General features: G+C 24.6%; 18 protein-coding genes and 1 tRNA gene. 1 reads left to right on the forward strand and 18 read right to left on the reverse strand.

What is annotated here, in order from left to right; genetic code table 11:
* Positions 1-17: 17 nt before the first annotated feature.
* The 18 genes from EV215_RS08520 to EV215_RS08605 all read right to left on the reverse strand — a co-directional run bounded on the left by EV215_RS08520 (position 18) and on the right by EV215_RS08605 (position 18508).
* Positions 18-93, reverse strand: a tRNA-Thr gene (locus EV215_RS08520).
* A 28-nt stretch (positions 94-121) separates the two neighbouring features.
* Entirely contained in the window at positions 122-1075 is a 954-nt protein-coding gene (locus EV215_RS08525) for a radical SAM protein (protein ID WP_134113590.1), read from the reverse strand.
* 8 nt (positions 1076-1083) lie between these two features.
* Entirely contained in the window at positions 1084-2532 is a 1449-nt protein-coding gene (locus EV215_RS08530; RefSeq protein ID WP_134113591.1) for a GspE/PulE family protein, read from the reverse strand.
* 48 nt (positions 2533-2580) lie between these two features.
* Complete coding sequence (locus tag EV215_RS08535) at positions 2581-3018, reverse strand: hypothetical protein (protein WP_134113592.1); 438 nt, start codon at positions 3016-3018, stop codon at positions 2581-2583.
* Positions 3019-3038: 20 nt separating this feature from the next.
* Positions 3039-3980 carry an L-threonylcarbamoyladenylate synthase gene (locus tag EV215_RS08540; RefSeq protein ID WP_134113593.1) on the reverse strand — a complete coding sequence of 314 codons (942 nt, stop codon included), beginning with the start codon at positions 3978-3980 and terminating at the stop codon, positions 3039-3041.
* Between the two features lie 18 nt (positions 3981-3998).
* Complete coding sequence (galT, locus tag EV215_RS08545; protein WP_134113594.1) at positions 3999-5021, reverse strand: galactose-1-phosphate uridylyltransferase; 1023 nt, start codon at positions 5019-5021, stop codon at positions 3999-4001.
* A gap of 58 nt (positions 5022-5079) precedes the next feature.
* A complete protein-coding gene (locus tag EV215_RS08550) occupies positions 5080-6036 on the reverse strand; it encodes a ribose-phosphate diphosphokinase (RefSeq protein WP_134113595.1) in 957 nt (318 codons plus the stop codon).
* Positions 6026-7390, reverse strand: a complete 1365-nt coding sequence (glmU, locus tag EV215_RS08555; RefSeq protein WP_208320365.1) for a bifunctional UDP-N-acetylglucosamine diphosphorylase/glucosamine-1-phosphate N-acetyltransferase GlmU — start codon at positions 7388-7390, stop codon at positions 6026-6028. Before glmU ends, EV215_RS08550 begins: the two co-directional genes overlap by 11 nt.
* A 171-nt stretch (positions 7391-7561) precedes the next feature.
* On the reverse strand, positions 7562-8350 hold the full coding sequence (locus tag EV215_RS08560; RefSeq protein WP_134113597.1) for a response regulator transcription factor: 789 nt from the start codon (positions 8348-8350) through the stop codon (positions 7562-7564).
* Positions 8343-10073: a sensor histidine kinase gene (locus EV215_RS08565; RefSeq protein ID WP_134113598.1), complete on the reverse strand. Its 1731-nt coding sequence runs from the start codon at positions 10071-10073 to the stop codon at positions 8343-8345. The genes EV215_RS08560 and EV215_RS08565 overlap by 8 nt, the downstream gene beginning before the upstream one ends.
* 17 nt (positions 10074-10090) lie before the next feature.
* Positions 10091-11107 carry an extracellular solute-binding protein gene (locus EV215_RS08570; protein WP_208320361.1) on the reverse strand — a complete coding sequence of 339 codons (1017 nt, stop codon included), beginning with the start codon at positions 11105-11107 and terminating at the stop codon, positions 10091-10093.
* Between the two features lie 97 nt (positions 11108-11204).
* Positions 11205-11930: an MgtC/SapB family protein gene (locus EV215_RS08575; RefSeq protein WP_134113599.1), complete on the reverse strand. Its 726-nt coding sequence runs from the start codon at positions 11928-11930 to the stop codon at positions 11205-11207.
* 11 nt (positions 11931-11941) lie between these two features.
* Complete coding sequence (locus tag EV215_RS08580) at positions 11942-13009, reverse strand: ABC transporter ATP-binding protein (protein WP_134113600.1); 1068 nt, start codon at positions 13007-13009, stop codon at positions 11942-11944.
* Position 13010: 1 nt separating this feature from the next.
* On the reverse strand, positions 13011-14708 hold the full coding sequence (locus EV215_RS08585) for an ABC transporter permease (protein ID WP_134113601.1): 1698 nt from the start codon (positions 14706-14708) through the stop codon (positions 13011-13013).
* Positions 14709-14779: 71 nt separating this feature from the next.
* The gene (locus EV215_RS08590) at positions 14780-15805 is read right to left on the reverse strand and encodes an ABC transporter substrate-binding protein (protein WP_134113602.1); all 1026 of its coding nucleotides are present in this window, start codon (positions 15803-15805) and stop codon (positions 14780-14782) included.
* Positions 15806-16026: 221 nt separating this feature from the next.
* The gene (locus EV215_RS08595; protein WP_134113603.1) at positions 16027-16227 is read right to left on the reverse strand and encodes a cold-shock protein; all 201 of its coding nucleotides are present in this window, start codon (positions 16225-16227) and stop codon (positions 16027-16029) included.
* A 182-nt stretch (positions 16228-16409) separates the two neighbouring features.
* Positions 16410-17357 (reverse strand): alpha/beta hydrolase, encoded by a 948-nt coding sequence (locus EV215_RS08600; protein ID WP_134113604.1) that lies wholly within the window; start codon positions 17355-17357, stop codon positions 16410-16412.
* Positions 17354-18508, reverse strand: coding sequence for a nucleotidyltransferase (locus EV215_RS08605; protein WP_134113605.1), 1155 nt, complete (start codon positions 18506-18508; stop codon positions 17354-17356). Before EV215_RS08605 ends, EV215_RS08600 begins: the two co-directional genes overlap by 4 nt.
* 191 nt (positions 18509-18699) lie before the next feature.
* On the opposite strand from EV215_RS08605, the gene EV215_RS08610 reads away from it, so the two are divergent.
* The gene (locus EV215_RS08610; protein WP_134113606.1) at positions 18700-19479 is read left to right on the forward strand and encodes a type III pantothenate kinase; all 780 of its coding nucleotides are present in this window, start codon (positions 18700-18702) and stop codon (positions 19477-19479) included.
* The last annotated feature ends 10 nt before the right edge of the window (positions 19480-19489 follow it).

Consider the following 19489-nt stretch of genomic DNA (forward strand, 5'->3'; position numbering starts at 1 on the left):
TTCGTAAAATTTATTTATGGTGCCGCTTGCCGGAGTCGAACCAGCCACCTACTGATTACAAGTCAGTTGCTCTACCAGATGAGCTAAAGCGGCATTTTTGCACCAGTTAATTATATACTAATCAATATTTTTTGTCAATATTTTTTTTATAAAAAATTCCTCTATTTTCAATTACTTTTTTTATTTCTTTTTTATTTTCTAGATATTCTAAATATTTATTAAGTTCTGTATCCTCTATTTTCAATATTTCTTTCATATCTTCAAATGTTGAAGGTCTTCTATCTATTAATTCTAATATAAAATTTTCTATATTTTTTGTATATCCAAAAATATCCTCTTTAGTTTTATACTTTTTTATAATTTCTACATTTTTCAATTCTTTAGAAAAATACTTTTTTATTTCTTCTAGTCTATTCAATTTCATTGCTTTTACCCATTTTTCTGGCGCAGGTCTATCTAAACTATTTAATTGTATTCTATTAATTTTTATCTCTTTTAAATATTCTATAAATTTATCCAATTCTTCTTTTGTGTCATTTAGTCCTTCAATAAAAAATATTTCTAACCAAATCTTACCTTTATATTCTTCTGATAACTTTTTTATACCTTCTTTTATATCTAATAATTTTATTTTTGATGACGCTCTATCAATTTTTCTAAATACGTTTTCACTTATAGCATCTAATGATGGCATTATTATATCTGCTTGCATAATTTCTTCTCGAATATTTTTTTTATTTAATAAACTTGAATTTGTTATCACACATATTTTAGTATTAGTAATTTTTTTTATCTCTTTTATTAAATATCCTATTTCAGAGTGAAGAGTTGGTTCGCCATTTCCTGAAAATGTGATAAAATCTAAATAATTTCCTTTTTCTAAATAATCTTTTATTTCTGCCAAAACTTCATTAATTGGGGTATATTTTTTTCTCTCATTAAATAATTTGTCACTTGCACCACATTCACAATAAACACAATTAAAATTACAAATTTTTTCTTTTAATAAATCTACACCTAATGATATTTTTAATCTTCTCGATGGAACAGGACCAAAAATATATTTATATTTCATATTATCACCTACCAAGCTACTCTATATATTTCTTCTATCGTTGTTATTCCTTGCTTAACTTTTTCTTCACCATCTTTTTTTAAATCAACCCAACCATTTTTTAATAAATTTTCTCTAATTTCAAAATTACTTTTTTCGTTTAAAATATCTTTTTTCGTTTGATCATTTATTAAATAGAGTTCATGTATACTTGTTCGTCCTTTATATCCCGTATGAAAACAATATTCACATCCTTCTCCGTGCCAGTAAACCTCGCCGTTATCTAAAACTTTTTCTGTTTTACAATACGGACATATTCTTCTTACTAATCTTTGGGCTAAAACTCCTATAAGTGAAGATGTTATTAAATAAGGCTCTATCCCCATATCAATAAGCCTTGTTATCGAACTTATTGCATCATTTGTATGAAGTGTAGCAAATACTAAATGCCCTGTAAGAGAAGATCTTATTGCTATTTCTGCTGTTTCTTTATCTCTTATTTCACCTACCATTATTATATCTGGATCATGTCTAAGTACTGCTCTTAATCCTTCTGCAAAAGAAAAACCTATTTCTGACTTTACCTGTATTTGAGATACACCATCCATCTTATATTCTACTGGATCTTCTATAGTTATTATTTTTTTTTGCCCATCATTTAATTCTTTTATCGCAGAGAAAAGTGTCGTTGATTTTCCACTTCCTGTTGGTCCCGTCACTAATATTATTCCATTTGGTTTATGTACAAGCTTTCTAAATTCTTTTAAAACATCTTCTCTCATCCCAAGATATTCTAAATTCATTTCATTTTGTTGATTTGCAAGTATTCTTATAACTATACTTTCACCATTTACAGTAGGTATAACTGAAACTCTTAATTCCTGATTTTCTTTTCCTATTTTTATACCTATTCTTCCATCTTGTGGAAGTCTTTTTTCTGCTATATCCAGATCTGACATTATTTTTATTCTTGATACTACCGCTGCATAAACATTTTTTATTGAAGGAGGTACCGGTACATTATGAAGCATTCCATCAATTCGATATCTTAATAAAATATCATTTTTTATAGGTTCTATATGAATATCTGTTGCCCCTCTTTTATATGCATCTAATAATAATTTATTTACAAATTTTATTATTTCTGCATTTTCTTCATTATCAGAAATGTCAAATTCCTTTGTAAAGGTCACAACTTTATCTGTATTTGTAAACATTCCTGAACCTATTCCAAAATATTTAGTTGTCAATAAAAAAAATTCTTCTTCGCTAATCGCTACTGGTGTTACCATCTTTCTAAGCATAGATTTAATTTTCATCATTATTTTAATATCACTTGGATCAACCATTGCTAATATTAATTCTTTATCAGTTAATTTTATTGGAAATACTTTATTTTCATGTATTGTTTTTTCTTCTAATATTCTCAATGTTTTTCTATCTATTTCTATTTGCATTATCTCTTTACTTGTCAACATAACCACACCTCATAATTTAAAATTAAACCTCCTGTAATGGAGGTTTAATTATTTATTTAATTCTTCTAAAAGATATTTATTTTGAGTAAGCATAAGTTTAACTGTTATTTTTCTAAAAAATTGATACCATTTAAATTTCATATCTTCCATAGCTTTTACAGAATCTCTTATTGTTTTTTTTAAAAATTCTAACTCTTCAAAACTCATCATTACTGGATCGTTATTTTTCTTATTACATTCTGTTTGTAAATAGTTTAAATAATCAATAACTCCTTTTGTTTGAGGATTTGTTGCATATATTCCCATTTGTTTTTTCATTTCAACAATTAATCTAGCAAGATATTTTTTACTATTTTTATCTATATTAACCTTGTATTTTCTTTTCCCTTTTCCTATTTTTTGAATATTTCCTAACATACTCATTTGACTATAACTATTCATCATATCAGTATTTTTTAGTTTGTTTGTATTCATTCTGTTTTTCATACATACCCTCCATATATATTTTAATCAATATATTTATTTATTTTTTTATAAATCAATTCATATGAATTGTTTTCACAATTTGTTTTTTCTACATAAATAATATTATATTTTAATTTAATAACTTTATCAAGTATTAAAAATAAATTTTTTAAAATATCTTTTTCGTCTCCATTTTCAGAAAAATAAAAATAATTTTTATTATGTTTAAATTCTTCATATTTTCTCATTGTAATATATGCATTCTCTTGATTAAATTTTATATCTTCTTTTTTATTAAAAAATTTTATATTTATATTTATTTTTTTTGTTTTTCTCTCTTCTTTTATAACTTCTACTTTTCCTATTACTTCTTCAATTTCTTTTTTACTAATTATACCTTCTCTTATAATTAATGGTTTTTCTTTTGTCATATCTATTACTGTAGATTCTACTCTTTCTTTTGTAGCTCCTCCATCAATTAAATATTTTACTCTATTATCATTTTTAAAACTTTCAAATACCTGTTCTGCTAATACTGGACTTATCTCACCACTTTTATTAGCACTTGTTGTAGCTAAGCCTCCACCTACAAATTCAATTAAATCTATAGCTATTTTATTTAAAGGAATTCTAAAACCAATTGTTTTTTCTTTAGAAGAAATTATATCTGGAATATTTTTATTTTTATTTACAATAATACTAAGTGCTCCCGGCCAAAATTTATTAATTAATTTTTTTGTTTTTTCTGATATATTGTCTGTATATTTATAAAGCATATCTTTATTTGATAAAAGTACTATGATTGGTGAATTATAAGGTCTATTTTTTATATCATATAGCATTTTTAAACTATTTTCATTTTCAATAAAAGCACCTATCCCATATACAGTATCTGTTGGAAAACATACTATTTCACCTTTTTTTATTTTTTTTGAAATTTTTTCTAATTTAGCACTAGATATTTCTTTTACTACTTTTAACATTTTTCTCCTTTTAATATTTTATTCATCAAGCTTTATCTCTCTTAAAGTTTTAGCCGCATCTTCTGGAAGTACTGGATTAATATAAAATCCTGTCCCCCATTCAAATCCTGCAATTCTTGTAAGTTTTGGCATAATTTCTAAATGCCAATGAAAAACATCCTCTGTATTTTCATGAATATTTATTGGAGAAGTATGTACTACCATATTATAATCTACATCTCCTAATGCTCTTTTTATCCTAGTTATTACATTTTTTAAGATTTTCGCTAATGATCCAATCTGTTTTTTTGTTATTGTACTAAAAAAGGCACTATGCTTTTTAGGAACTATCCATGTTTCATATGGTACTTTCCCTGCAAAAAAATTAAAAGCAACAAACTCTTCATTTTCTTCAATAATACGCTCTTTATCTAATTGTTCTTGACTTAAAATATCACAATATACACATCTATCTCTAAATTTATAATAGTCTTTTGCTCCTTTAATTTCTGTTTCTACTCTCTTTGGAACAACTGGTGTAGCTATAAGTTGTGAATGAGAATGCTCTAATGAGGCACCCGCTCTTTCTCCGTAATTTTTAAAAATCAATATATGCTTTATCTCTTTTTCTTGTGATATATCTATATATCTATCTCTATATGCCCATATTATTTTTTCTACTTCAATATTTGTTAAATCTGAAATACATCTTTTATGATCCTCTGTTTCTACTATAATTTCATGTCTTCCAAGCCCATTCATCCTATCATAAATACCTACTCCTTTTTTTTCTAAATTTTGTTGAGGAGTAAGTGCTGGATACTTATTTTCTAATACTCTTATCCACCAATTTGGTGAATTTGGCTCTCTATTAGCTGTTTTAGGATAAGCTAATATTTCATCCCCTGATTTTTTTTCATTCCCTGAACAAAAAGGACAATATTTATCTTCTTCCTTTTCTTTTTTTTCTTTTTTTACTTTATAATCATTTGGTCTGTAGGCTCTTTCTGGTGAAAAAATAACCCATCTTTTACTTACAGGATCTTTTCTTAATTCAGACATCTTAAAACCTCCAAAAATTTTTAAAAAATGGTAGTGTTTACACTACCATTATACACAATTATTTTTGTTTTACAAATAAAGAACTTAATGATTCATTATTTATTACTCTTCTTATCCCTTCAGAGAACAATTTTGATACAGATAATATTGTCACTTTATCAATTCTTTTATCTTCTGAAAGTTGAATACTATCAGAAATCACTACTTCTTTTAATGGTGATTCTTGAAGTCTATCAATAGCAGGTCCTGAAAATACAGCATGTGTACAACAAGCGTATACTTCTTTTGCTCCTCTATCCATTACTGCTTGAGCCCCATTTGTAATTGTTCCTGCTGTATCAATCATATCATCTATAAAAATAGCTATTTTACCATCTATTTCTCCTATAATATTCATTACTTCTGATTCATTTGGTTTTGGCCTTCTTTTATCGATAATTGCTATTTTACAATCAAGCCAGCTCGCAAGTCCTCTTGCTCTTTTAACTCCGCCTACATCAGGTGATACTACTACTATATCATCGCCTGTAAATCCTTTATCTAAAAAATATTTTGCTAAAATCGGTAATGCTTTCATATGATCTACTGGTATATCAAAAAATCCTTGAATTTGTTGTGCATGTAAATCCATAGTTATTACTCTAGTTGCTCCAGCTGTAGTTAATAAATTTGCTACTAATTTTGCTGTAATTGGTTCTCTTGGACTAGCTTTTCTATCTTGTCTAGCATATCCATAGTAAGGCATAACAGCTATAATCTCTTTTGCAGATGCTCTCTTTAATGCATCAATAAATACAAGAAGCTCCATAAGATTTTCATTTACAGGTTCTGAGGTTGATTGAACTACTAAAACAGTATCCCCCCTTACAGTTTCATTTAGTTTAACATAAACTTCTCCATCCTTAAATCTGACTACTTTTGCATCACCAAGCTCAATCCCTAACTCATGTGCTATTTTAGTAGCTAATTCTTTGTTTGAGCTACCGGAAAAAACTTTAACATCATTAGTCCTCATTCTTTTTTCTCCACTCCTTTATATTTAATTGTTTTGCTCTTCCTAATCCTAATGAATATTCTGGAACATCTTTTGTTATTACAGATCCTGCTCCTGTTATAGCATTATCTCCAATTACTACCGGTGCTACAAATTTTGTATCACTTCCTATAAATACATTTTCCCCAATAATAGTTTTATGTTTATTTTTACCATCATAATTACATGTGATTGTTCCTGCTCCAAAATTTGTATTTTTTCCTACTTCTGAATCACCAATATAAGTTAAGTGTCCTGCTTTCACCCCTTTTTCTAATGTTGATTTTTTTACTTCAACAAAATTTCCAATATGTACATTTTCTTTTAAATATGCTTTTGATCTAAGGTGTGCAAAAGGCCCTATTGTTACACCACTTTTAATAATACTTTCTTCTATCACCGAGCTTTCTATTTTTACATCATTTTCTATAATACTATCTATTATTCTAGTATTTTGCATAATAATTGTATTTTCACCAATTTCTGTATTTCCTTCAATAATAACATTTGGATAAATAACAGTATCTTTTCCAATTTTTACACTTTCTTCAATATATGCAGTTTTAGGATCTATAAAAATAACTCCCTCATTCATTAATTCATTATTTTTTCTCTCTCTTAATACTTTACTTGCTTCAGCCAATTGTACTTTTGAATTTACTCCTAATATTTCTTGATTATCTTCTAAAAGATAAGACTCTACCAATTCATTATTATTAACTAATATTTTAATAACGTCTGTTAAATAATATTCACCTTTTTCATTATTATTATCTATTTTTTCAAGAGAAGAAAATAATTTTTTCGAATCAAAACAATATACTCCACTATTTATCTCGTTAATTTTTTTTATATCTTCACTAGCTTCTTTTTCCTCTATAATAGCAATTACTTTATCATTATTTTTTACTATTCTCCCATATCCAAAAGGATTTTCAACCTTTGCTGTAAGAATTGTAGCTGATGCATTTTTTTCATTATGAAATTTCACAAACTGTTCAATAGTTGTATTTCTAATTAAAGGAGTGTCTCCACAAGTTACAATAACTGTTCCTTCAAAATCTTTTAAACTATCTTTTGCTTGCATAATAGCATGTCCTGTTCCTAATTGTTCTTCTTGTGTTACATGTTCTATATTAATATTTCTATTTTTGAATTCTGAAATTATTAATTCTTTTTTATGTCCTAAAATAAGAATATTTTTATCTATACCAGCTTTTTTTAATTCATTATCTATCTTTATTACCATAGGTATTCCATTTACTTTATGTAGCACTTTTGGTAACTCTGACTTCATTCTTGTACCTTTTCCAGCAGCTAAAACTAAAGAAACTATGTTCATTATTTTCCTCCAAAATACATCTTATTTATAAATTTTTACAAAAAATTATAACATAATTATATAATATTTTCAAATGCTTTTAAAATCCCATTTTTTACTAAAAACATTTTTGTTTTAAAAATAAAAAGACATTTACTAAAATAGTACATTCGTTTATTAAATAATTTATTTTTGTGTATTTATAAATTTCAATGGCGAACAATTCATATAATTTTTAAAAACTTGTGCAAAATATTTATAATTATTAAAACCTAGCATATCTGCTATTTCATATACTTTATATTTCCCACTATTTAGTAATTCTATTGATTTTTGTATTTTATATTTATTAACAAAATTATTAAAAGTTATTCCCGTTTCTTCTCTAAACTTTCTACTCAAATAACCAGAGCTACAATCCAATTTATCAGCAATATCTTCTATTGATATTTTTTTATTATAATTTTCTTTTATATACTCTATCATTTTTAATATTCGTTTTGAAATCTGTTCATTTGAATACATATAATAATTTATATTTATAATTTCTAAATTTTCTTTTTTATTTTCTATTTTCTCCTTTATTTCATTATAAATTTTTTTATCTTTGATTTTTATTTTTACTTTTTCTATTATTTTTTTTAACTTTTCTTCATCAATAGGTTTTAATAAATAATCAAAAACTTCAAGATGTATAGCTTGTTTTGCATATTCAAATTCTGAATAACTCGAAATTATTATTGTTTCAAAATCAAATTTTTTTTTTGCTTTTTCTATCATTTCCAATCCATTTATTCTAGGCATTTTTATATCTGTAATTACAACATCAGGAAGTAGTTTATTTATTTTTTCTAACCCTTTTTCACCATTTTCTGCATCTCCAATTACTATACACCCCATTTCTAACCAATTAATTGTGTAAATTAAACCTTTCCTAATTATAGATTCATCTTCTACTATTAATATTTTAATCATTTATTTCATCTCCATAAACATATATTAATGGAAGTTTAATTTTCACTTCTACTCCCTCATTATTATCATTTTCTATTCTATTTCTAATAGTTATTCCATATTTTTTCCCATAAACCAATTTTATTCTTCTATGTACATTATATATCCCTATATGATCAGTTTTATTATCTACATTATTTAATATATTATTTATTTCTTTTAATTTTATTTCATCAATAAATTTTCCGTTATCTATTATCTTTATTATTAAATTATTATTTACTTTATAACTTAATAATTCTATTATCAAATTATCTTTATGTTCAAAGCCATATTTTATACTATTTTCTATAAAGGGTTGAATTATTAATTTAGGAATAATACTTCTTTCTGTATCTTTTTCTATATTTATACTATAGTCAAGTTTATTTTCAAATCTATATTTTTGTATAATTAAATAATCTTTAATATATGTTATATCCTCTATAAGAACTATTTTTTCTTGCTTATTATTAATACTATACCTAAGTAAACTTGATAAACTTACAATAACTTTTATAGCATTTTCAGGCGATATCTTCACCATATATTTTATTGTTTCCAATGTATTAAATAAAAAATGTGGATTGAATTGAGATTCTAATAATTTTATTTCTACCATTTTATTTCTATGGATTTGTTCCTTGTTTTCATTAATTAATTTATTTAATCTATCTAACATTTCATTAAAATAATCTGCTATTATCTCAAATTCATCATTAGTTTTTATATTTATATAAGTCTTCAAATCTCCGTTTTGGACTAATTTTATTCCATATAAAAGTTCATCCACTGTTTTACTTTGATTTATTGCAAGTTTTTTTGCTATCATTAAAAATATCATTATTAATAATATAAAAATCATACTCATAAAAATAATCCCAAATAAATAAAAACTTTTTAAATAACTCAAAGAAGTTAATGAATAAACATAAATATTATCATTAAAAATATTATTTTTATAATAAAAATATTCATTTTTACCTATTTTTACAATATTTTTTGTTTTACTAGTTAATTCTAATTTTCCTAAATTATTTATCAATTTATTATTTGTAGAAATAATATTATTATTAAATTTATCAGTGATAACTAATGCTTCAACTTTATCTGTATATATAATACTATTAATATCTTTTTCAATTAATGAAAATATTATATAAGCAACTATTTCATCTTTTTCTTTTATTCCTTTTCCTATTGAATAAACAGTGTTTAAATTTTTAGTTAATTGAGAATCATTTTTAATAAGAGTAATCTCACTTGAGTTTACTTTAATTTTATTAACAGTTTTATTTAATTTATATTTTTTATTATTATACTTTGATTCTTTCCAATCATTTGTAATCAGTATATTTTTATCTTTATCTAAAACATAAAATATACTTCGAATTTTTCTTGAATTTATAAATTTATATAAATCTGCAAAAATTTCTTCTTTATTTTGAGTTTTTTTGATTAATTTTCTTAATCTAACATCATTAGATAATTTATTTATTTTAGATTCATAACTTAAAAATTCATCTTGTAAAATATTAGATATATTTTTATTTTTATTTTTATTATTTACTTTTAATAATCTAAAATTATAATAAAAAAATACACTATAAAAAAACACTGAAAAAAATAAAGTTGGAAGTAATGCATAAAATATAAATTTTTTTTTAAGCTCTTCTTTAAAATATTTTCTCTTTTTTATATCCATATTTCTCCTAAGTGATTTTATCTATTTTCTAATAAAATTTTATTATACCGATTTAAAATATTTTGTTTATTCTTTAAAACTTCATCTAAATTATAAGATATAATTTTTATATTACTTTCACTCTTTAAATTAATGTTTTTTACATCTTTTCTTATACTACGTCTATTTAAATCTGTTGATATAAATTCTTGTATCTCTTTAGAAGTTAAAAAATCAATAAATTTTTTTGCTACTTCTATATTTTTACTATTTTTAATTATCGCTACTCCATCTGGAATTATTGCTGTTCCTTCTTTTGGATATACTATTTTTATAGGTGCTCCATTTTCTAAATATCTAGCTCCTATTTCTTCAAATGTACAACCAATTATATATTTTCCTTCTACTACTCCTTTGTATACATCTGATGATCTATTTAAAATTTCACCATTCATATTTTTAATTAATTTTCTTATATAATCCCATCCTTTATTATTATTTCCGCCCATAGCATATAATTGATTAATTAAATGTTCAAAAGATGATGATGAGGTTTCTGGATTTGCCATAGCTATTTTCCCTTTTAACTTGGGATTTAACAAGTCTTCAAATCCTTCTATTTTTATATTTCCTATTAAATTTTTATTTATCATTAATATACTTGGAATAGCTGTAAATCTAGTGATTTTACCATCTATATTTCTATATTTTTCTAAAATATATTCTTCATTTTTTGAAATATATTTCTTAAAATAATTTTTTCCCCCACTCAAAATTGATAAAGAACCACCCCACATTATATCCACTGAATTTTTATTTTCTTTAATTAATTTTAATAATTCTAAACTACCTTTTGATACAATTTTTACATTTACTTCTTCTTTTATTTCAAAACGATTAATTAGTGGTTCTATAAAAGATAATGGATGAGGTGAATATATAACCAAGTGATAATTTTTTTCTAATGTATTTTTTTGATTTCTTTTATTTCTAAAATTTTGATAAGAAATAAATACAGTTACTATTGTTAATAATATTAAAAATAATTTTTTCATAATAATTTTCTCCATTTACAATTTTAATTAATTATACTATATTTAATATAATAAAAAAAGAAAACATATTTATAATATAAATAGTTTTCTTAAAAAATTATTTCCCGTCTATTCTTACATTATTTATTTTTAATATCCCTTCTACTTTTGATAATTCATTTATTAAATTTTCTATATCAATAAATTTAGGCATCATTAAAGAAAATTCTGTTATCCTTTTTGTTATATCTCCATTATAACTTTCTCTAATATATTTTTTATCATATATTTTTATTCTTTTTATTTCTAAAAAATTTTTAATATTTTTTTCAATATCTTTATTTAATTTATATTCTATAATGATTTTTTTAGGTATTCTTTTTTCAATATGTCTAACTTCTATTCTTTTTAACAGCATAACAACTCCTGTTATTATTATCGCTGTCCCTAATGCTAATGTAAAATATCCTAATCCTACTGCAATACCTAAGCAAGCAGTTAGCCATAAAGTGGCTGCTGTTGTTATTCCTCTTACATTACCTTTATTTTGAATAATTGTTCCTGCTCCTAAAAATCCTACTCCACTTACTACTTGTGCTATCAATCTTCCTGTGTCTATTTTTATTCCTTGAGATAATTCAGGATAATTTATTAAAAAATTTACTGATTCATAACTAAGTTTTATCTGAATCATAGAAATAATGGCAGCACCCACACATAAAACTGTATGTGTAATAAATCCTGCAGGTTTATTTTTTATCTCCCTTTCAAGCCCTATTATAGCTCCAGTTATAATAGCAACTAAAATCCTTGCAAACATTTGATCAACTTCTAAATTATACATAATTTACTCTCCTAAAATATGTGTAATGCTTTAGTATCAAAAGAAAAAGAAAGCTTATCATCTACATCATGTATTTTTCTATTAATTGGATTATTATACGATATTTCTAATTTTTCACCAAAAAATTCTACTTCATATTCGTGATGTTGTCCCATAAATATTGATTTTGTTACTACCCCAGTAAAATCTTCTCCAAATATATCTATTGCCTCAGGTCTAATAACAATTCGTACTTTATCTCCTGATTTGTAGTTCTTATTACTTTTTATTTTATACTCTACACCATGAATATCAACTTCTAAGTATTCTTCTATTCTTTCTTTTACAATTCCATCTACTATATTTGCTTTTCCTATAAAATTTGCAACAAATTCATTTTTAGGTTTTTGATATATTTCAATAGGATTCCCCACTTGTTCAATATTTCCAGCATTCATTATAACTATTTTATCAGATAATCCCATAGCTTCTGATTGATCATGTGTTACATAAACAGACGTTATTCCAACTGTCTTTTGAATTCTTCTTATTTCATCTCTCATATGTATTCTTAATTTCGCATCTAGGTTTGATAATGGTTCATCAAAAAGAAGTATTCCTGATTCCATTACAAGTGCTCTTGCTAAAGATACTCTTTGTTGTTGCCCACCAGACATTTGAGAAGGTACTCTTGTTGCAAAATCTTCCATTTTCATAAGTTTTAATATTCTACTTACTCTTTCTTTTATTTCATTTTCTGGTAATTTTTGAAGTTTCAGTCCATATGCTATATTATCAAATACATTCATATGAGGAAAAAGAGCATAATTTTGAAATACCATTGCTGTATCTCTTTTATCTGGTGTTTTACTTGCTACATCTTCATCACCTATATAAATTTTCCCTTCTGTTGGCATTTCAAATCCTGCTATCATCCTAAGTGTAGTTGTCTTACCACATCCAGAAGGTCCTAATATTGTTACAAATTCACCTGGTTCTATATCTAAATTTATATTATTTACAGCTACTACTTTTTGATTTTTATTTGTTATAAAAGTTTTATTTAAATTTTCTATTTTTAATCTTTTAGCATTTTTCATATTATTTACCACCTTCTCCATTATTTATATTAACACCCATTCTTGACAATGTAAATTGCATAATAGATACTACTATCCCGACAATAATAATTAATATTGTTGAATATGCTGATGCAACTCCTATTTTACCTACATCAATTTGACTCATAATTGCAGCAGTTAATAAATTATAATTTGCTGATACAAGAAAAATTACTGTACTTACTAAAGTCATACTTCTAATAAAAGTATATGTTAATCCACTAAAAAATGCTGGCTTTATCATAGGAACTGTTACTGATGTAAATACTTTTTTACTATCTGCTCCTAATACATTTGCAGCTTCTTCTATTGATGGATCTATTTGTTGTAATGCAGCGATTCCTGAACGCACTCCTACTGGCATACTTCTCATTATAAACGCTATTATGAGGATAGTTGCTGTTCCTGTTAATACTAATGGCTTTGTATTATATGAAAGAACATATCCTAATCCTATTACCGTCCCAGGAATAGCTATTGCAAGCATTGTAGTCCCTTCTACAAATGTTTTTCCAATAAATTTTTTTCTAACTACTAAAAATGCTATTATCATTCCTAAAATTCCACTAATTGGTGTAGCAACTAAAGCTAACATTGTAGTATCTATAATAGGTTTCATTCCTAATCCAAATACATATTTATAATGATTTAACGAAAATGAATAATCTGCTCCCCATAATTTTATGAAAGAACCAATTGGAACTAATATATACAACAATCCTACAAAAATACTAATTGCAACTATTATATAATATACCGGCTTTACTATTTTTGGTGAATCTGTTAATTCTCTTTCTCGCGAAACCTTTCCAGTAACTGTAACATATGATTTTGTGCTTACATAATATTTTTGTATTGTAAATAAAATTATAGATATAATTAATAAAATAATTGCAAGTGCTGTTCCACCACCAATATCATAATTCCCTATACCTTGAAGATATATTTGAATTGCAAGAGTTGTATAATTTCCACCTATTACCATTGGATTACCAAAATCTGCTATCGATTGAATAAATACTAATAAAAAAGCATTTGCTAATCCAGGTACCATAAGTGGTAAAGTGATCGTCTTAAATACATTCCATCTCGATGCTCCTAAATCTCTAGCAGCTTCTTCTACTGAAGGATCTATACTTTTTAATAATCCTACAAGCATTAAATATGCGACAGGAAAAAATGTCAGTGTTTGTACAATTATTAAACCTTTTAATCCATATACATCAAAATCTCTTATTCCAAAAATTCCTCTTGTAATAAATCCATTTCTTCCAAATAATAAAATTGTAGACAGTGCTATTACAAATGGAGGAGAAATCATAGGTAAAATTGCTACTGCATTAAATATCCCTTTATTTTTTATTTTTAAATATGCTGATGCATATGCAAATAAAAATCCAATTAATGTAGAAATCGTACTCACTATAATTCCTAGAACTACTGTATTTTTTATTATTTCAAGTGTTGAATCGTTTTTGAAAATATTTTTATAATGCTCTAAAGATATTTTTCCATTATAAAATATACTTTCACTTAGAATTTTTATTAAAGGATATAAAATAAATAAAAAAACTAAAATCATTATTGAAATAATAGTTATCATCAATATTGGATCTCGCATATTTTTTTTGAAGTTTTCAACTTCATTTCTTATTAGTATATTAATTTTACTGTCCATTTATTACTCCTTTCATTTTGTTTCTTAAAAAAATCCATGTGTAAAACATGGATTCTTTTTAAGAAATTTTATTATTTAGTAGGTGCTTTAGTTTTTGTTGCTTTACTAAATTTTTCTACTAATTTCCCTCTATTTTTACCTGCCCAACTAAAATCATAATCAATTAATTTAGTATTTTTTAGTACCATTGCTTCTTTTGGTGGATTAGCATTTGGATTTGTTAAAAATTGATAAGATCCAACTTTTTGTCCTAATTCTTGTGCTTTTTTAGTTAAAGCCCAGTCAACAAATTTTTTTGCTGCTTCCATATCTGGTCCATTTTTTAATACCGCTACCGCTCCTATTTCATATCCAGTACCTTCAGCTGGTGCTGCTATTTCTATATTTTTAAATCCTTCTAATCTATATTTAATTGCATCATGTAAGAAAGTAATTCCAATAGGAATCTCTTTTAATCCAACCATTCTTCCAGGAGCTGTTCCTGATTTTGTATATTGACGAATTTGTCCATTTAATTTTTTCATATATTCTAAACCTTTTTCTTCTCCCATAAGTTGAATTACAGTAGAAAGCATAGTATACGCAGTTCCTGATGATCCCGGATGGGCTGTAACAATCTCACCTTTAAATTCTGGCTTTAATAAATCTTGCCATGATTTTGGATAATCATATCCTTTTTCTTCAAACCATTCTCTATCCATTACAAAACCTAAATATCCTATATATATACCTGTCCAGTATCCATCTTTATCTTTAAATTTATCTGGTATTATTTCTGCATTAGGTGATTTATAAGCTTCAAGTAACCCTTCTTGTTTTGCAGCTATAAATGCATCTGCAGGTCCACCATACCAAATACTAGCAGTCATATTATCTTTTTCTGCTCTTATTCTAGCTAACGTTTCACCGCTACTCATACGAACAAAATTTGTTTTTATTCCTGTTTCTTTTTCAAACTGTTTTACCGCTGCCATTGCATGATCTTCCATTAATCCTGCATATATTGTAAGAGTTTTTTTCTTTTTAAATAATCCCCCAGCAAATGACATAGTTGACATTAATGCTAATAATAATAACAATGTTAATCCTTTTTTCATTTTAAACCTCCTCTTTTTATTTTATTACTACTTCCTCTATTATATATACTTTATATTTTTTATAATTAAAATCCCAAAATTCTGTTTTTTTATCCAAAATTCTGAACTGATTGTTATAATTATATTCATTTTACTTTTTCTTTATCTCTATTTTAAAAAATCAAAAAAAATAAAAAGAACCTAAATAAATAGGTTCTTTTTTGTATAGTTAAAATATTTAATTATTTCACTACTACGTTTTCTGCTTGAGGTCCTTTTTGTCCTTGAACTACGTCAAATGACACTTCTTCTCCCTCTTCTAATGTTTTAAATCCATCTTTTTTAATTTGAGAAAAATGTACAAATACATCATTTCCTTCTTCTGATGTGATAAATCCAAATCCTTTTTCTCCGTTAAACCATTTTACTATTCCGTTTGCCATAGTAATACTACCTCCAAATTTTTTTAATTTAATTCTTCAAGAGCTTTTATTGATTTTGGAAATACTACTACTACATTCATAAATTTCCATAAATTCATTTTACTTCTTTCGAATCACTTAAATAAAGTATACCATACTTCCATATATATTACAACCTTTTTATTTTTTATTTTAATATTTTTTTACATTTGAAAAAATCTTTCTATTACTAAACTATAATTTTCCTTGTTTATTCTATATATTTTAACATGTTCTCCTTTTTGAAATATTTGTAAATAAATATTGTTTTTCTTTTTTAATTTTTTTAATTCTTCTTTTAAAATACTATATTTTGTAGTTTTATCTTCTAATGATTGCAAAATTAAAATTGGTACTTCTATTTTATTTAAAAGATAACCTAAATATAATTTTTTTAAATTATTTCCAATAACTATATTAAATAAAAAAGGTGCATATTTTATATAAAAATTAGATAATGGTAATTTTTTTACTCTATCAATAATTCTCTCTTTTGAATTACTTAGTGGACTATCTAAAATAAGAGCTTTTATTTCAATATCCTTTTGCTTTAATATATTATAATATTTTTCTATTGCATATGCACTTCCAAGAGCCCCCATAGAAAATCCATATAAAACAACTTTTGTTTTATTAAATCCATTTTTCATGTAATTGATTGCTGCAAAAATATCTTCTTTATAATAATATCCTAATGCAGTTAATCCCTTATCAGAATCTCCACTTCCTCTTAGATCCGGCATAAATATAGCATATTCTTTATTTAGTCCTTTTTCTCTTATAATATCTAAATATTCCAATACTACTAATCTATTTGATGTCCTTCCATGTAAAAAAATAATTACTTTATCTGATCTTTTTTCTTGTGAAGGAATATACCATCCTTTTAATCTTTTCTTATGTGAACAAAATACCACTTCTTTATAATCAAAACCATAATCTTGCGGAGTTTTTTTATCAAAGATCCCATAATCCTCTCTTAATATAGGATCAGAATAGACTTCTTCTAATCCTATGTAAACTGGCTTCATAATATTTTTTAATATCATTATACTACTTAGAATAATAAAAATAATAACACTTAAGATAAATAAAATAATAATAATCTTCATTTTACTATCACAGGATATTTTCTTTCCTCATAACTCTTTACAAGCTTATAAATATTGTCTGTTTTAAATTCAAAACTCATTCTTTCTCTCCTTTCTTTAGTAAAATTTTCTTTTAAATTTTTTATATTTGTAATAAAATCTAGTTTACAATTATTTTTTATATAATTCAAGTATTTTCTTCCATTTCCTGTAAATCCCAGTATTTTAATATAATCTAGTTGATATTCATCTTCATACATACCTATCAAAATAGATATAAGTATTCGTTTTATTCTACTTGTTGTATATCTTTTTGTTTTTATATTTTCTAAAAATTCTATAATATTTTCACTTTGTAAAGCTACATTATATATTCTATTTTCAAGCCCTTGTTCTATATCTTTTAATTTTTTTAATTTTTTATAATTATTTATAATTTCATATCTTATATAAGGATAAAAATCATCTAAAGTCACTATTTTATCTAGATTTTTTTTAATTAAATTATAACAATTTCCCGGTACAGTTTCTTTTATTTTTTCTATTTCATTGTTAATTATTAATTTTCTTATATTAGTAGCCGAAGTAATTTTTTCTCTTATTTCCTCCCCATAAAAATCCACTTTTTCTCTTTTTATAGTTTGAAAATTTATTTTACTCTTTATTTTTTCCCCTGCTTTTATATATTCTACTCCTAAAATGTTATTTGGTTTTAATTCTTTTAAAATTCCATATTCGTTTAACGCTTCATTAAAGGCATTTGGATACGAAACACCTGTTTTTAATCTATTTTTTATTAAATTTTGAAAATTTTCATTAAAGTGAAGATTTGCTATTTCTTTAAGTTCATTAATTTCTCCAGCTTCTGAACCAAATATAATAGTTTCTACATTTAAAGCATCTAATATCCTAACAGCTCCTTCTGCAAATCCTTCTGCACTTTTAATCGAATAAAAAACAGGTAACTCTACAACAATATCTACTCCATTTAATAGAGCCATCTCAGTTCTTACCCATTTATTTAAAACTGCTGGTTCTCCACGTTGTAAAAAATTTCCACTCATTACAGCAATAATAATATTTTTTCTATTCTTTTTTTTTGCTTTTTCTAAATGATATTTATGCCCATTATGAAAAGGATTATATTCAACAATTATTCCAGTAGCTTTCATTATTTTCACCCTATTTTAGATTTTATTATTACTAATTATTATATCATAATTATTTTAATAATAGAACAATCTCTATTTTTTTTTTTATTAAAATGATATAATTAATTATAATTTTTATATCAATTTATAAAAATTATTTAAAAAATTAAAATGCTATAATTAATAATTTTAATCAAAAATTAGGAGGAAAAATGTTAATTGGATTTGATATAGGAAATACACATATTGTAACAGGAATATATACTAAAAATGCTAAACAACTTACTTCATTTAGAATAGCGACTAACGCTAATTTAACTGAAGATCAATATTTTTCATATTTAAAAACATTATCTGATTTTAAACATATAGATTTAAAAAAAATAAATAGTGTTGTAATCTCATCTGTTGTACCTAATTTAACTAATATTTTTAAATTTTTAAGTATAAAATATTTTGATACAAAACCTCTAGTTATTAATTCTAAAATTAAATTACCTTTTACTTTTTCAAATAAAATAGAATCACCTAGTGCAATGGGTGCTGATAGAATTGTGGATATATCAGAAGCGATGTTTAAATATCCTGATAAAAACGAAATAATAATTATAGATTTTGGAACAGCTACAACTTTTGAAATTGTTAAAAACAATACTTATTTAGGTGGATGTATTTTACCTGGAGTAAATATGTCTATTGATGCTTTATTTTCAAAAACTTCAAAATTACCAAAAGTAAGATTTGAAAAACCTGAAACAGTACTCGGAAGAAATACAATAGAACATATTAATACTGGTATATATTATGGCGCTATTGGACAAATAAAAGAATTGATTACTCAATATAAAGCACATCTAGACTCTCCATATATAATAAGTACCGGTGGTGTTGGTAAAATTATTAGTCATGAAATAGATGAAATAGATGAATATATTGAAACTTTAGCAGTTGATGGTTTATATTCTCTATATCAATATAATAAAAAAATCTAGTGAAATACTA

Source organism: Hypnocyclicus thermotrophus (assembly GCF_004365575.1).
Lineage (GTDB): Bacteria > Fusobacteriota > Fusobacteriia > Fusobacteriales > Fusobacteriaceae > Hypnocyclicus > Hypnocyclicus thermotrophus.